The following is a 13,335-nucleotide window of genomic DNA, read 5'->3' on the forward strand; positions in this document are numbered from 1 at the left end:
CGCTTACTTCACTTTGAAGGTGACGTTGCCGGTGATCGGGTGCGTGTCGGAAGACACCGCGCGCCATTGGACTTGGTAGGTGCCGGCGGGTAGCGGCGCGAGCGGGGTGATCAGCATGCTTTTCGGGTCGCTGCCGGCGCTGACTTTGGCTTTCATCGGCATCGGCGAATGGGCCATGCCGGGCATTTCGGTCATCACCAGTTTGGCGCCGGAGAATTGGGTCAGCAGGTTCTCGGAAAAATGCAGTTCGATCTTGCCGGGCGCGGCGCCGTCGGCACCTTCGGCCGGGCTCGACGACAGCAGTTTCGGGTGGGCTTGGGCGAGGCTGCTCAGGAGCAAGCCGCTGGCGAGTACAAGGGTGATTTTCAAGGTGCGCATGCAAGAGCTCCGGGTTGTTTTTTTAGGGGATTCAGAACCACAGCCGCACGCCGAGGACGAGGCGCGCTTCGCTGCGATCCTCGCCTTCTTCGCGGGCGTAATCGGCGGTGTTGCCGTAGGTGCGGTTCCACGTCACGCCGATGTAAGGCGCAAATTCGCGGCGGATTTCATAGCGCAAACGCAGTCCGACTTCGCTGTTGGAAAGCCCGGAACCGATACCGCGTTGCGCATCGTTTTTGCCGTAGACGTTGAGTTCAGCGGTGGGCTGCAGGATCAGGCGATTGGTCAGCAGGATGTCGTAGTCACCTTCGAACCGCAGCGCGCTCTGACCACCTTCACCGATAAACGCAGTGGCCTCGGCCTCGAAGTTGTACAGCGCCATGCCCTGCACACCGAACGCGGCCCAAGTCTGCGGCGCGCCGGGTTTGAAGTCCTGACGCACGCCGCTGACCACGTCCCACCACGGCGAAATCGCATGGCCCCACAACGCTTGAATCTCGGCGTCTTCGGTCTTGCCGTTGCTGCGTTCACCTTCGGAGCGCAGCCACAGGCGATCGATGTCGCCACCGATCCAGCCGGACAGATCCCAAGCCAGCGCGCTGCCGTCGTCGGCGTCCTGCCATTCGAGTTTGTCGGCGAGGAAGTACGTGTTGATCGCGCTGTCGTGGACTTGATGGCCGCCGGGGCTGGTGAACACGGCGGCGCGGTCGGCGTCGGTCAGTGGCGGGATCGGCGTGCGGCTTTCGGTCGGCGCGGCGGGCTGCATCATGCCGTCGTCCATATTTTGCATCGCGGAATGATCCATGCCGGACATCTGGCTGTGGTCCATGCCCGGCATGTCGCCGACGGCCATTGCTGAGCTGCCGACCAGCAGCAAGGAAAACGCGGTGAGTCGAGTCATCAGCGGCCCCTTCATTCTTCCACCCGCACTTCGCGGAACATGCCCATTTCCATGTGGTACAGCAGGTGGCAGTGATAGGCCCAGCGACCGAGTGCATCGGCGGTGACGCGGTAGGTGCGGCGTGTGCCGGGTGGCATGTCGATGGTGTGTTTGCGCACCTGGAAGTCGCCGTTTTCGTCTTCCAGATCGCTCCACATGCCGTGCAGGTGAATCGGGTGGGTCATCATCGTGTCGTTGACCAGCACCAGGCGAATGCGCTCGCCGTACTTCAGGCGCAAAGCTTCGGCGTCGGAGAATTTGATGCCGTTGAACGACCAGGCGAATTTTTCCATATGGCCGGTCAGGTGCAGTTCGACCGTGCGGCTCGGGTCGCGGCCATCCGGGTCTTCGAAGGTGCTGCGCAGGTCGGCGTAGGTGAGCACGCGACGGCCGTTGTTGCGCAGACCGAGGCCGGGGTCGTTGAGTTTTGGCGCGGTGGTCATGGCTTGCATGTCCACCAGAGGATTGTCTTTTTCGCTGTCGGGATGGGATTGCATCGGGCCCATCGCCGAGTGATCCATGGTGCTCATGTCCATTGAACCGTGATCCATGCCGCCCATGCCCATATCGTCCATGGTCACCAGTGGGCGCGGGGCCAGACCCGGTACGGGCGCAGATAACCCGGCGCGAGTGGCGAGGGTGCCTCGGGCAAAACCGGTACGATCCATGGTCTGGGCAAACAGGGTGTACGCCTCGGCGTCAGGCTCGACGATGACGTCGTAAGTCTCGGCCACGGCGATGCGCAGTTCATCGACGCTGACCGGTTTGACGTGCAAGCCGTCCGCCGCGACCACGGTCATTTTCAACCCGGGAATGCGCACGTCGAAGTAGGTCATCGCCGAGCCATTGATCAGGCGCAGACGCAGTTTTTCCCCTGGGCGAAACAGGCCGGTCCAGTTGTTATCTGGCGCGTGGCCATTCATGAGGAAGGTGTAAGTGGCGCCGCTGACGTCGGCAATGTCGGTGGGATTCATGTTCATTTCTGCCCACATCTTGCGATCGGCAACGGTGGCGCCCCAGCCTTTTTCGCTGACGTCGTTGATGAAATCGCCAACGGTGCGTTTGTCGAAGTTGTAGTAGTCGGACTGTTTTTTCAGGGTTTTCATCAGGCTGGTCGGGTCTTCGTCGCTCCAGTCGCTGAGCATCACCACGAACTCGCGGTCGTACTGGAACGGCTCCGGTTCCCTGGCGTCGATCACCAGCGGCCCGTAGACGCCGGCCTGTTCCTGCAAGCCGGAATGGCTGTGATACCAGTAGGTGCCGTTCTGCCGCACCTTGAATTGATAGACGTACACGCCACCCGGTTCGATGCCGTGAAAACTCAGGCCGGGTACGCCGTCCATGTTCGCCGGCAGCAGAATGCCGTGCCAGTGAATCGAGGTGCTGGCGCTGAGCCGGTTGCGCACCCGCAGCGTCACCGTGTCGCCTTCGCGCCAGCGCAGCAGCGGGCCGGGCAGGCTGCCGTTGATGGTCATCGCCGTGCGTGGGCTGCCGGTGAAGTTGACCGGGGTTTCGCCGATGAACAGTTCGAAGTCGCTGCCGCTCAGTTCATGCAATTGACCGGGCGCATTCAGCGCCCAGACCGGCGCGCGCCACAGGCCGAGGCCACCGAGCAGGCTGCCGGCGGCGAGGCCTTTGACGAATGTGCGTCGTGATGGGTTGGAAGGCATGCGCTGGAAATCCCCGTTTGACTCATGACGGGGAGGCTAACCAGCGCCAGCTTTCAGTTGGCTGAGGCGGGGATTACAGTTTTGTCAGCTTCAGTTGCAGCGAGATGATCGGCCAGATCCCGCGCCTGTTGTGACGCCGCGAGCCGCGACTCACGATCAATGTCTTCGCCGAGAATGGTCTTCTCGACGCTCAACTCATGCACATCGCTGATGCCGATAAACTCGAGCCACGCGGCCACGTAGGGTTTCTGAAAATCGAAGCGTTCGGCGGGCGTGGCCGATTGCGCCGAGAAATCCATTCCGCAGGCATAGGCGCCCACGGCGATTTTGTTTCTCAGCAGGCCTTGCAGACCGTGCTCTGGGTCGAAGCTGAAGAGGATGTCCTTTTGCGACACCAGATCGATGAAATGCTTGAGCTTGTACGGGATGCTGAAATTCCACAGCGGCACCGACAGCACAATCAGGTCGGCGCGATGCAGGTAGGCGGCGAGGTGCTTGAGTTCATCCCACGCCGATTGTTGGGCGGGTGTCAGCTGCGTACCGCTGAGGCCGGCGTACTTGGCGTTCATCGCCTCCTCGCCGAACTCCGGCAGCGGCATGCCCCACAGATCCAGGGTTTCAACGTGAGTCTGCGGATGATGCTGCAGATAACGGTCGATGAAGCTGCGGGCCACTTGCAGTGAGGCAGAGCGTTGTTTGCGCGGTGAGCATTCGATGTGCAGAAGGGTGGTCACGTGAAGCCTCGGCAGTCGTTGGAGTGAGTGCGAGGCATTGCAACATAACGCGCTTCAAACTATAAATCGTGAATAAATTGACCATTGATCACGTATCTCACTATGTTTGACGCCCTGTTGCTCAAGACCTTTGTCACCGTTGTCGATGAGGACGGCTTCAGTCGTGCCGCAGAAAAACTGCATCTGACGCAATCAGCGGTCAGCGGTCATCTGCGCCGACTCGAAGAACAAATCGGCAAGCCGCTGCTCAAACGCACCACTCGTTCTCAGCAACTCACCGCCGACGGCGAACGCCTGATCGCCTATGCGCGGACGATTCTGGCGTTGAACCGCGATGCCTGGGCGCAGCTCACGCGCACGCTGTTTCAGGGACGGGTGCGGATTGGCGTTTCCGAGGATTTTGTCGAGGCGCGGTTGTTGCGTGCGTTGCAGGATTGCGCGGCGCAGCATCCCGGTATGCAGATCGATGTGCAGGTGAACATTCCGGGGACACTGCTGGGCCAGATGCAGCAGGGGGATCTGGAGATGGTCATCGGCTCGCTGTGCGAAACCGGCGCGTTGGGGCGTTTGCTGTGGCAAGAACCGCTGGTGTGGGCGTGGGCCGCGCAACCCGTGATTAAACTGCCGACGCCATTGCCGCTGGCGCTGTTTCCCGAACCGTGTCCGTATCGTGAGGCGGCGCTGACGTGTTTGGCTCAGGCGGGCATTTCCCAGCGCACCGCGATGCTGTGCTCGAGCACCGCCGGGTTACGTGCGGCGGCGCAGTCAGGATTTGCCGTGGCGCCGATGCCGGCGAGTCAGGTGGGGCAGGGGTTGGCAGCGCTGGGCGCGGAACAGGGCTTGCCGGATTTGCCGGATGCGCAGTTCCGCTTGTTTGTCGCGCCTCACGCTGATCCGCAGATGATCGATGCGCTATCGCAGGTGATCGTCGAGTTTTGCTCGGCGCGGCGGCAGTAATCGGGGTTAGAGGCCGAGGCCTTCCTGCACCGCCAGCAACAGATTGTTTTCGGTCAGTGCGATGGCATCCAGCTGCTGGCCTGTTTCAATCGACTGCACCCACCAATGGCTTTCACCGTGCTCATCCACGGTGCGCAGCAGGTAGGTGTCCGTGGCTGACGGGATGATCTGCACTCGCCCGGCGCCATCCTCGGTAAACCGCGCAATGGGATCAAATGTCAGGCTTCGATCATTGGCCTCGATCACCAGTTGGTCGATGGCGTAATCGTGAGGCTCACCATCGGGTGAGGTTTCGCAAACGTGGGTCGGATTGCGGCGAATCTTCAGGCCGACTTCGGTGACCGGCTGCAACCACGCCTCGATGCGGTGGTACAAGTCGTACACCTGCGCCGGCCAGCAATCGATCTCCAGCGCGGCATCCGCGTGGGTGTGCCGGGTTTGCTTGAGTTTGGCGGCGAGTTCGTCTGCTTTACTCATTTCGGATCCCTTGGTTTGATGTCTGCCTGTTAATCGTAGACCTTTCAACGGCGTACGGCGTTGCCTTGCGTCATGCGCTTGCAACACAAGCGTGTCGAAATCAGCGCTGGCCAAGTCGGGTCAGGATTGAAAACCACGGACGCAGGCGTCCCAAGGAGCGGGTAGATGAAAAAGCTGTTTACAATTTTGGCAGTGATTGCGCTGACGGCCGGTAGCATCGGTTTGAGTTCGGCGCGCCAATCGCAGTCGAGCAAGGCCCAGGCGGAATCGGTGGCGGGGGTGTTCGATTACTACCTGCTGGCGTTGTCCTGGTCGCCGACCTTTTGTTTGACGCACAAAGATGACGCGCAGTGCACGGGCAAGGGCTACGGCTTCGTGCTGCACGGTTTGTGGCCGCAATACGCCAAGGGCGGCTGGCCGGAATCCTGCCCGCCGCTGACCACGCTGAATGCGGCGCAAACCAGCCAGGGCCTGACGCTGTTCCCGACCAAAAAACTGCTCGACCACGAATGGGCCAAGCACGGCACCTGCAGCGGCCTCGGCGCGATGGGTTATCTGGATGAAGCGGACAAAGCCGTGGCGGCGGTGAAAATCCCCGATGAACTGCAACCGTTCAGCAGTTCCTATTACTTCGAAGCTCAGGAAATTGCTGACCTGTTCCGCAAGGCCAACCCGGGGATTCCGGCGGATGGCATCGCGGTCATTTGCAGCGGCCCGGAACTGTCGGAAGTGCGCGTGTGCATGGGCAAGGATTTGCAGTTCGGCGCCTGTGGCAAGGGCGTGAAAACCCAGTGCCGCGCTGGGGATATCCGGGTGCCGCCGTCGCGCTAAGCTGAGCGGTTTCCACGTATCAAAAAGGCGCCCGATCGGGCGCCTTTTTTGGTCTGAAGGTTTGAAGTACCCGGCGAACTCCCGCATGCTTGCGCCCCCGAAAGGATGACCTCGTTACATTGCAAGGAGCTGTTCATGAGCGGAAAACCCGCCGCCCGCGTCACCGATCCAACCGCCTGCCCATTGCCGGGACATGGCACCAATCCCATTGTCAGTGGCTCCCCGAATGTGAATTTCGACGGCTTGGCGGCTGCGCGGATGACTGACAAATCCGCCTGCGGCAGCCCGATTACCGGTGCTGTTGCGTCGACGGTGTTCATCAATGGTTTGAACGCCGCGACACTGGACAGCACCGGTGGTCACGGCAATGTCGTCATCGGCGGTTCAGGCACGGTCATCATCGGTGACACAGTGACATCGGCTCCCTTCAGTGGCTTGTTGCCGATGCCGGTGCATTTCACTGACCGGTTGAAACTGGTCAATGACGTGACCGGTGAGCCCATGCCTGATCATCCTTACGTTATTCAGCGCGCTGACGGACGTCTGGAACATGGAGTGTCTGACGCCAACGGATTTACTCACCAAGTCAGCTCGCATCTGCCCGAAACCATCAAGTTGTTTTTGGAGGAGTGAGGCATGACTGCTGAAACGGTAACGTGCGCGAAGGGCAACAATTACAAGCTGCAAAAGGAACATGCGCTGACGGACAAGAAGGATGTCAGTGACAAGCCTGTGCCGGTGGAGAGTACCAAGGCGATTGTTCTATTTGTTGGTGGGGCTGGCGACAAAGAGAGTTATTACTTTTCCGGACCATTTGGCAACGTTAACGAGGCAATGACCGGTTTTGATAATCGCAATCTGGACCTGACCAAGCTAGGAAAGTACAAATCTCAATGGCTTGGGTATAACGAGGTGCGGGGAAAGAAAGATATCCAGAAAAATGTTCTGAACATAATTCCCTACAAATCATGCCCTATCTACATTGTGGGGCACAGCTTGGGGGGATGGAACGGCGCGCATTTGACCAGCGTCATGTCTGAGTGGGGCTACAGGATTAACATGCTGGTCACACTCGACCCAGTAGGTGAAGGTGCTTTGGTGTGGCTGGGATCCGATATTTATGGCGATCAACCGACTCCGGTGGCTGACTTTTGGATAAATATTAAAGCTATGCCCTCCAAGCCTGACCAATCCGACTCGGTGGCGGATTTTGGTGAGAAATGGGAAGTACTGTGTGGGCCTGACGTTAATGTAACCATGGACACAAACCATGCTAATGCTCCAGCGATGTTTACCCGTCCTGTTGCTGAAGGAAAATCGGCGAGCGATCTCATGTTCGAAGCCATTCGCAAAGGCAATCGCTGAAATGAAAAGAATGTCTGTTCTTCTGCTGGCCATATTGTGTTCGTCATGTGCCAAAGACCACTCAGTGCCCCCAGCGAATCTCGACTTTCTGTCAATAGAAAGGTCAAGTATTGGTCTGCTCTACAAAATTCATTATGACTCTGATGTAAATCTCCTGGATTTGTTCGGGAGAGGTTTGGGGGTGGGCGCAGCATCGACGATGCTCGAGTGTGCGCTGGGGGATGATCAGAACTTTTCCATCACTAACCGATTCAGATACTCGGCGTATGGACTGATTGAGGTGGATGAGGCCAGTCATGCAGGCGGTAAATTCAACTACATGACGAGTGCTTTTCTGCGGCAGACCCAAAACAACGGTACTTCGCGCGAGGATCTCTCCGTACAGGAGTTGAATGGCCTTCTGTCTGGTAAACAACAAATCCCCTGCAAAGTCGTCGTCACCGCCTACGGCTACAAACCCTACTACTCAAACACCATGAACATTCCTGTCGCGGACCTGCTGCGGGAAATCAACAAACCCCGATAACAGAAGTAAGGGGGATTTCAAGCAAATCCCCCCGCATCCACCCCCAACTCCCCACGCAAGAACTCCACCAACCCACGCTGCAAACCGCTCAAAACCCCATCACGACTAACCAACGCCAATTCCGTCGGCGCCAGTTCCGGCAAATCCGTACACACCTGATGCTCAGGCAACACCGCCGACACCGGCAGCACCGACACTCCCAACCCTGAGGCCACCGCTGCTTGAATCCCGGTCAGGCTGTGGCTGCCAAACGCCACCCGCCACGGTCGCTGGGTAACATCGAGTAAACGAATGGCGCGCTGCCGATACAGGCAGCCTTGCGGAAACAACGCCAAGGGCAGCACGCCAGTGGACGAATCAAACTCCGCACCTTTGACCCACACCAGCCGCTCCGGCCAGGTCGCCCACGCCGGGCCACTATCGGGTTCGCGTTTGATCAGGGCGATGTCGATGTCGCCGGCATCCAGACGCTGGCGCAGATCGAGGCTCATGCCGCTGAGGGTTTCCAGCCGTGCTCGCGGATGGCTGCGGGTGAAGCCGGCGAGAATCAGCGCCATGCGCCGCGCGTCGAAGTCTTCCGGCATGCCGATACGCAGGATTTCCAGATCGAGGTCGCTGGCCAAGGCTTCAGTGGCTTCGGCGGACAGCGCGAGCAAACGGCGGGCGTAGTGGATCAGCAGTTCGCCGTGCTCGGTGACGGCGACATTCAGTCCGGTACGGTCGCGCAGCAGCAGGGCGTGGCCAACGAGGTCTTCGAGTTTGCGCACCTGCTGGCTGACCGTCGACTGGGTCCGGTGTACGCGCTCGGCGGCGCGGGTGAAGCTGCCTTCGTCGACCACGCAGACAAAGGTTTTCAGCAATTCCAGGTCCAGCATGGCGGTGCTCTCGATAGTGGGTTTTCAACTGACAATCGGCTATTTATTTAATTTCACACTATCACCGAGCGCTCATAAGCTGAAGGCCTCACGACAGAGGATTCGACCAATGACACTAATCCACACCCCGCGCCCGCAGTGGCTGACCTTCGATTGCTACGGCACGTTGATTCAATGGGACGAAGGCCTCGAAGCCGTTGTCGGCGAAATTCTCAGCGAGAAGGGCGAGCATCAGGTCGACGTCGGGCAGCTGATCGAAGTCTATGATCGCCATGAACATCGCCTCGAACAAACGCCGCCGCACCGATCATTCCGCGAGCTCAGCACCCTCGGCCTGCAATTGGCCCTGGAAGAGTTGGGCCTGCCCAGCCTGCCCGAAGACAGCCAGCGTCTGGCCGCCGCGATCCCGAAAATGCCGCCGTTTGCCGAGGTGATCGAGACCCTGCGTGAATTGAAAACCATGGGTTTCAAACTGTGCATCGTCTCCAACACCGACGACGAAATCATTGCCGGCAACGTCGCGCAACTCGGCGGCTATATCGATCGGGTGATCACCGCGCAACAGGCCGGTGCCTACAAGCCGGCGCCGCGACTGTTCGACTACGCTCATGAGCAGTTGGGCGTCAGCCGCGCAGAGGTGGTGCACATCTGCGCCAGTCCCATGCTCGACCACACGGCGGCGCGGGACATGGGTTTTCGCTGTGTGTGGATCGATCGCGGCACCGGTCGCCAGTTGCTGCCGGACTATCGCCCCGACGCGATCCTCAACCGCCTCGATCAAGTGTTGCCGCTGTTCAAATCCCTCGGTTGGTAATCACGGAGAATCGTCATGGCTCACACCCTGACCGCCAGTGCGCGGGCCTCACGTCCGACGGCGCTGAACCTCGACACGGAAGCGATCATCACCGCGCGCAGCGAACTGGCGGCGTGCTTTCAACTGGCCGCGCTGCATGGCCTGGAGGAGGGCATCTGCAATCATTTTTCGGCGATGGTGCCGGGGCATGACGATCTGTTTCTGGTCAATCCCTACGGTTATGCGTTTGCCGAAGTGACTGCGCAGAATCTGCTGGTCTGCGACTTCGACGGTAATGTGGTTGAAGGTGAAGGCCAGCCGGAAGCCACGGCGTTTTACATTCATGCGCGCCTGCACAAGCAACTGCCGCGAGTGAAAGTCGCCTTCCACACCCACATGCCTCACGCCACGGCGCTGTGCCTGCTGCAAGGGCCGCCGCTGTTGTGGCTGGGGCAGACCGCGCTGAAGTTCTATGGGCGCACGGCGGTAGACGAGGATTACAACGGTCTGGCGCTGGACGCGTGCGAAGGCGACCGTATCGCCAGTGTCATGGGCGATGCCGACATTCTGTTCCTGAAAAATCACGGCGTGATCGTTACCGCGCCGACCATCGCCGAAGCCTGGGACGACCTCTATTACCTGGAGCGCGCCGCGCAGGTGCAATTGCTGGCGATGGCCACGCAACGGGAACTGAAGCCTGTGCCTCATGCCATTGCGCAAAGAGCCTATGAGCAGATGCGCGAAGGTGATCCACAAAGTGCGCGCGCGCATCTGCACAGTGCGATGCGGCGCCTGGCCCTTCACAACTGACTAACCCGAAAGAGGCAATCGAAAATAAATCTGCGAACAGCGATCATCCAAACTCGTTGCGCGCCGATATACCTGGGCGGGACCGGGGTGTTTGCCCCGTAGATTCCGGTGGGCTACGCTCACAAACATAAGGGTTTTCCCGCTGGCGCCCTTGTCGTACCTGCCCAGGACTTGCTTTTGCCTATCCCTATTCACGACCCGCAACAGGCCCCCGGCGCGCTTAAACGCCTGCCGTTACGCAAAGCCGCGGTGCTGTTTATCGTTGCAGTGAGTCTGTGCCTGTCCGGTTTGCTGTACCTGCAACTGGAGCAGTCGCGACGGCAGGATCTGGCGGTAGCGGAGGTGGCTTCGAGCAACCTGACCCGGGCCATGGCGCAGCAGGCCGAGGACACATTCCTCGCCGCCGATCTGGTGATGACCAGCCTGGTCGACTGGATTCAGGACGACGGCTACGGCGCCGCGCAGAAACCGCGTTTGCAGAGAACTTTTGCCCGACGGGTGCAGCAACTCGATCAGTTGCACGGGGTGTTCCTGTTCGATCGCGAAGGCCAATGGGTGATTACCTCGTTTGCCGATCTGCCCCGTGGCAATGGCGTGGCCGACCGCGAGTACTTCAAATTCCACCAGCAGAATGCCTCGACAGTGGCGCACATCGGCCCGGCGATCCGCAGCCGGGAGAACGGCGAGTGGATCATCCCGATTTCCAAGCGCGTCAATGATCACGCCGGCAATTTTCAGGGTGTGCTGCTGGCCGGGATCAAGATGTCGTACTTCGATCGTTTCTTCGAAAGTTTCAGCCTCGATGACCAAGGCATCATGTTTCTCGGTCTGAGCGACGGCACCTTGCTCGCCCGCCGTCCGTTCGTTGAAAACCAGATCGGCACGTCGCTGGCGCAAGGGCGGATTTATCGCACGTTGCTGCCCGAAGCCACGGCCGGCACCGCGATGATCGATTCGGTGGTCGATGGCGTTGTGCGTTTGTACGGCTATCGGCGCTTGGCGGCGTATCCGTTGGTGGTGTCGGCGGCGACGTCGCGCGACACTATTCTCGAGGGTTGGTACGCCCGCGCATTCCAGTCGAGTGTGATTGTCGCCCTGGTGATCCTTGGCGTCGGCCTGTTTGGCTGGGTGTTCATTCACCAGGTGCGTGACGGCGAACGGATCGAGAAAAATCTGCGCAAGGCCCAGCGCACACTGGAGCAGATTGCGACCCACGACAGCCTGACCGGGCTGGCCAATCGACGTCTGTTCGAGCGCTCGCTGGAGATCGAATTCGCCCGTGGCGCGCGGCAGGTCAGCCCGGTCAGCCTGATCATGCTCGATATCGATTTCTTCAAGCGCTATAACGATGCCTACGGTCATGTCGCCGGGGATCATTGTCTGACTCAGGTCGCCCAAGTGCTGCAGACGTGCTGCCAACGCAAGTCGGATCTGGCGGTACGCTACGGAGGTGAAGAGTTTGCGGTGTTATTGCCGGACACTGACATCAACGGCGCGCTGGCGATTGCCGGACAGATCCGCCGCAGTGTGATTGACAAGCACATCATCCACAGCGGCTCGCCGACCGGGTATCTGACGGTGAGTCTGGGTTGTTATTCGTTTATTCCGAGCGGCAATGACAGTCCGGAAGTGTTTATCCAGCGTGCCGATGCGGCGCTGTATCAGGCAAAAAATGCCGGACGCAATCGCGCGGCGGTGCTGTCGCTGGACGGCGGTTTGGCCGAATTGATGCGCTCCGATCGCTAACCCAGAGCCTGGCACAAACCCTGTGGGTGAGAGGGGATTGTGTGATTGTCGCAGGAACTTGTGGGAGCTGGCTTGCCAGCGATAACGGTCGGTCAGTCAAGGAAGATGTTGACTGTGCTGACGCTATCGCTGGCAAGCCAGCTCCCACAGTGATTGTCATCAAGCCAAGGTTATGTGAATACCCATACCGCCGAGGGTTTTCACCACGGGTGGCTCTTGTTCGTTCAGCCGCCCGTGCCACCGCCCGCACCGCCAGTCCCGCCGCCGGCCGAACCGGTGCCGCCGCCAGCCCCCGAACCCGAACCGCTGGCGCCGCCGTTGGTGCCGGTACCGGAACCGGCACCGTCGGAGCCATTACCGCCCGAAGGCGCGCCCGGCGTGTTATCCGGTGGCATGGTCGAACCGCTCGTAGCGCCGGATTTGGTGCCGGTGGCGTCAGCGCCATCGTTGGCGGCGAAGCTGGCGGCCGAGGCGCTGGCCAGCAGCCCGGCCAGTAACAACGAAGTGAGTTTGCGCGTGATCATGATCCGTCTCCAGAAAGGGGATGTACCTGATATTGGTCAGACGCGCAGGACCCTTGGTGCCGGTTGGCTGACGAGCGGTCAGCCCTTGCACCCAGTGGCCTCCTGATCTTCTGGAATATTGGCTATTTGCCGAGCCGGGTGCGAGGACTAACGTAGCCACACATTCACTTGTTGCCCGGAGCCACCATGAAACCTCGTACCGATTTCTATACCGCTTCCCCAGACGCTCTGAAAGCGATGATCGCGCTGGAAACCGCGGTGTCCAAATTGCCGCTGGAAAAAAACCTGATCGAACTGGTCAAACTGCGTGCTTCGCAGATCAACGGCTGCGCGTTCTGCATCGACATGCACACCACCGATGCGATCAAGGGCGGCGAAACCCCGCGTCGGCTGTTCGCGGTGACCGCCTGGCGTGAAGCGCCGTTTTTCAGCGACCGTGAACGCGCCGCGCTGCTGTGGACTGAATCGTTGACGCAACTGAGCCTGACCCACGCCCCGGACGAAGATTACGAAGTAGTCGCGGCGCAGTTTACGCCGAAAGAAATGGTCGACCTGAGCGTGGCGATCAACACCATCAACAGCTGGAACCGTCTGGCCGTAGGTTTCCGCAAAACCCCACAAGCTTAAGCTGCCCACAATCCCCTGTAGGAGCTGCCGAAGGCTGCGATCTTTTTACTTTTCTTTTCAAAGACAAGATCAAAAGATCGCA

16 protein-coding genes are annotated in these 13,335 nt (G+C 59.8%); 9 read left to right on the forward strand and 7 right to left on the reverse strand.

The window, feature by feature from the left end:
• Window positions 1-3: 3 nt before the first annotated feature.
• The 4 genes from copC to ACW9IR_RS14855 are packed head-to-tail and all read right to left on the reverse strand — an operon-like array spanning window position 4 to window position 3,722.
• Window positions 4-378, reverse strand: coding sequence for a copper homeostasis periplasmic binding protein CopC (copC, locus tag ACW9IR_RS14840; protein ID WP_457463894.1), 375 nt, complete (start codon window positions 376-378; stop codon window positions 4-6).
• 31 nt (window positions 379-409) lie between these two features.
• Window positions 410-1,279, reverse strand: coding sequence for a copper resistance protein B (locus tag ACW9IR_RS14845; RefSeq protein ID WP_110720636.1), 870 nt, complete (start codon window positions 1,277-1,279; stop codon window positions 410-412).
• An 11-nt stretch (window positions 1,280-1,290) separates the two neighbouring features.
• Window positions 1,291-2,988 (reverse strand): copper resistance system multicopper oxidase, encoded by a 1,698-nt coding sequence (locus tag ACW9IR_RS14850; RefSeq protein WP_457463896.1) that lies wholly within the window; start codon window positions 2,986-2,988, stop codon window positions 1,291-1,293.
• A gap of 53 nt (window positions 2,989-3,041) precedes the next feature.
• Window positions 3,042-3,722, reverse strand: coding sequence for an FMN-dependent NADH-azoreductase (locus ACW9IR_RS14855; RefSeq protein WP_457463899.1), 681 nt, complete (start codon window positions 3,720-3,722; stop codon window positions 3,042-3,044).
• A 102-nt stretch (window positions 3,723-3,824) separates the two neighbouring features.
• Between ACW9IR_RS14855 and ACW9IR_RS14860 the strand changes: the two genes are divergently transcribed.
• On the forward strand, window positions 3,825-4,679 hold the full coding sequence (locus tag ACW9IR_RS14860) for a LysR family transcriptional regulator (RefSeq protein ID WP_457463901.1): 855 nt from the start codon (window positions 3,825-3,827) through the stop codon (window positions 4,677-4,679).
• Window positions 4,680-4,685: 6 nt separating this feature from the next.
• Here the strand turns inward: ACW9IR_RS14860 and ACW9IR_RS14865 are convergent, their stop codons facing one another.
• Window positions 4,686-5,156 carry a hypothetical protein gene (locus ACW9IR_RS14865; protein ID WP_110720598.1) on the reverse strand — a complete coding sequence of 157 codons (471 nt, stop codon included), beginning with the start codon at window positions 5,154-5,156 and terminating at the stop codon, window positions 4,686-4,688.
• 165 nt (window positions 5,157-5,321) lie between these two features.
• Here ACW9IR_RS14865 and ACW9IR_RS14870 point away from each other — a divergent pair, with 165 nt between their 5' ends.
• The 4 genes from ACW9IR_RS14870 (at window position 5,322) to ACW9IR_RS14885 (ending at window position 7,878) form a co-directional block, all read left to right on the forward strand.
• The gene (locus tag ACW9IR_RS14870; protein ID WP_110720599.1) at window positions 5,322-5,987 is read left to right on the forward strand and encodes a ribonuclease T2; all 666 of its coding nucleotides are present in this window, start codon (window positions 5,322-5,324) and stop codon (window positions 5,985-5,987) included.
• A gap of 135 nt (window positions 5,988-6,122) precedes the next feature.
• Window positions 6,123-6,620, forward strand: a complete 498-nt coding sequence (locus ACW9IR_RS14875; protein ID WP_150811783.1) for a PAAR domain-containing protein — start codon at window positions 6,123-6,125, stop codon at window positions 6,618-6,620.
• Window positions 6,621-6,623: 3 nt separating this feature from the next.
• A complete protein-coding gene (locus ACW9IR_RS14880; RefSeq protein ID WP_457463904.1) occupies window positions 6,624-7,352 on the forward strand; it encodes an alpha/beta hydrolase in 729 nt (242 codons plus the stop codon).
• A gap of 10 nt (window positions 7,353-7,362) precedes the next feature.
• A complete protein-coding gene (locus ACW9IR_RS14885; RefSeq protein ID WP_457463905.1) occupies window positions 7,363-7,878 on the forward strand; it encodes a hypothetical protein in 516 nt (171 codons plus the stop codon).
• A 17-nt stretch (window positions 7,879-7,895) separates the two neighbouring features.
• Here ACW9IR_RS14885 and ACW9IR_RS14890 read toward each other — a convergent pair whose 3' ends face one another.
• Window positions 7,896-8,753: a LysR substrate-binding domain-containing protein gene (locus ACW9IR_RS14890; RefSeq protein ID WP_110720601.1), complete on the reverse strand. Its 858-nt coding sequence runs from the start codon at window positions 8,751-8,753 to the stop codon at window positions 7,896-7,898.
• A 109-nt stretch (window positions 8,754-8,862) separates the two neighbouring features.
• Here ACW9IR_RS14890 and ACW9IR_RS14895 point away from each other — a divergent pair, with 109 nt between their 5' ends.
• From ACW9IR_RS14895 to ACW9IR_RS14905, 3 genes are all read left to right on the forward strand, one after another.
• Window positions 8,863-9,567 carry a haloacid dehalogenase type II gene (locus tag ACW9IR_RS14895; protein ID WP_457463908.1) on the forward strand — a complete coding sequence of 235 codons (705 nt, stop codon included), beginning with the start codon at window positions 8,863-8,865 and terminating at the stop codon, window positions 9,565-9,567.
• A 15-nt stretch (window positions 9,568-9,582) separates the two neighbouring features.
• The gene (locus tag ACW9IR_RS14900; RefSeq protein WP_457463910.1) at window positions 9,583-10,356 is read left to right on the forward strand and encodes an aldolase; all 774 of its coding nucleotides are present in this window, start codon (window positions 9,583-9,585) and stop codon (window positions 10,354-10,356) included.
• Between the two features lie 177 nt (window positions 10,357-10,533).
• Complete coding sequence (locus ACW9IR_RS14905; protein WP_457463912.1) at window positions 10,534-12,102, forward strand: sensor domain-containing diguanylate cyclase; 1,569 nt, start codon at window positions 10,534-10,536, stop codon at window positions 12,100-12,102.
• Window positions 12,103-12,326: 224 nt separating this feature from the next.
• On the opposite strand, the gene ACW9IR_RS14910 is transcribed toward ACW9IR_RS14905, so the two are convergent.
• A complete protein-coding gene (locus tag ACW9IR_RS14910) occupies window positions 12,327-12,626 on the reverse strand; it encodes a hypothetical protein (RefSeq protein WP_110720605.1) in 300 nt (99 codons plus the stop codon).
• 186 nt (window positions 12,627-12,812) lie between these two features.
• Between ACW9IR_RS14910 and ACW9IR_RS14915 the strand changes: the two genes are divergently transcribed.
• A complete protein-coding gene (locus ACW9IR_RS14915) occupies window positions 12,813-13,253 on the forward strand; it encodes a carboxymuconolactone decarboxylase family protein (RefSeq protein ID WP_102902342.1) in 441 nt (146 codons plus the stop codon).
• Window positions 13,254-13,335: the final 82 nt, after the last annotated feature.

Source organism: Pseudomonas sp. SDT291_1_S447, from assembly GCF_054070155.1.